1 pseudogene is annotated in these 1248 nt (G+C 66.2%); it reads right to left on the reverse strand.

Annotated features, from left to right (window positions below):
• A pseudogene (locus EN994_RS32130) lies at positions 1–1191 on the reverse strand (glycine dehydrogenase); the annotation flags it as partial.
• Positions 1192–1248: the final 57 nt, after the last annotated feature.

Here is a 1248-nt window from a genome sequence, read left to right on the forward strand (position 1 = left end):
GCCCTTTTCAGCGGCGGCGGCGATCGAAGCTGCCTTGCCCTTCACCTCGGCCGTCACCGTGTCGAAGCGGCTTGAACCGAGCACGGAGATGTTTGCTGCTTTGAGCCCGGCGGCAAGACGATTGGCCAGCGTGTGGATGCGCCCGGCAATCGCCTGCAGCCCGGCGGGGCCGTGCCAGATGGCATAGGCGGTCGCCATATTGGCGAGCAGCGCCTGCGCGGTGCAGATGTTGGAGGTCGCCTTGTCGCGGCGGATATGCTGCTCACGCGTCTGCAAGGCAAGCCGGTATCCGGGCCGGCCCTTGCTGTCGGTGGACTGGCCGACCAGGCGGCCAGGCATCAGCCGCGTCAGCCTGTCGGAGACGGCGCAATAGGCCGCGTGCGGGCCGCCAAAGCCCATCGGCACGCCAAAGCGCTGCATCGGGCCGACTGCGATGTCGGCGCCAAGCTTGGCCGGCGCGTCGGTCAGCGTCAGGCCGAGCGGGTCGGCGATGAAGACGACGAGAGCGCCGGTCGCGTGTGCCTTGTCGATCGCTGCCTTGTGGTCGCCATAGACGCCAAATGTATCCGGCCAGGAGACAAGCAGGGCGGCGGTGTTGTCGTCGATCGTCTCGCCATCGATCTCGATGCCGAGCGGCTCGGCGCGGGTGCGCACCACGTCCAGCGTCTGCGGGTGCGGCGTGCCGGCAAGTGCTACCTTGGTGCGCTTGTCGCGGTGATGGCGCAGTGCAATGCCGACCGCCTCGGCCACGGCGGTTGCTTCATCCAGCAGCGACGCCGATGCCACCGGCAGGCCGGTCAGTTCGGTGACCAGGGTCTGGAAGTTGAACAGCATTTCCAGCCGGCCCTGGCTGATCTCGGCCTGATAGGGCGTGTAGGCCGTATACCAGGCCGGGTTCTCGAACAGATTGCGCTGGATAACCGGCGGCACATGGACGCCGTGATAACCGGCGCCGATGAAGCTCTTCAGCACCGTATTCCCGGCCATGACAGCCGAAAGCTCAGCCAGCGCTTCCGCCTCGCTCGCTGGTGCCGGCAGGGCAAGCGGCCGATCGAGCCGGATCGACTTCGGGACGGACTGGCTGATCAGCGTCTCGATCGAGGGCACGCCGATGGCGGCCAGCATGGCTCTGGTATCGTTGAGGCCGGGACCGATATGGCGGGCCGAGAAGGGGTAGGGTGCTGCGGTCATCTCAATAAGTCCTGATATCAACCGATATGGGCTTTGTAGGCGGCCTCATCCATGAGA

Source organism: Mesorhizobium sp. M7A.F.Ca.CA.002.09.1.1, from assembly GCF_003998555.1.
GTDB classification, from domain to species: Bacteria; Pseudomonadota; Alphaproteobacteria; order Rhizobiales; family Rhizobiaceae; genus Mesorhizobium; species Mesorhizobium ciceri.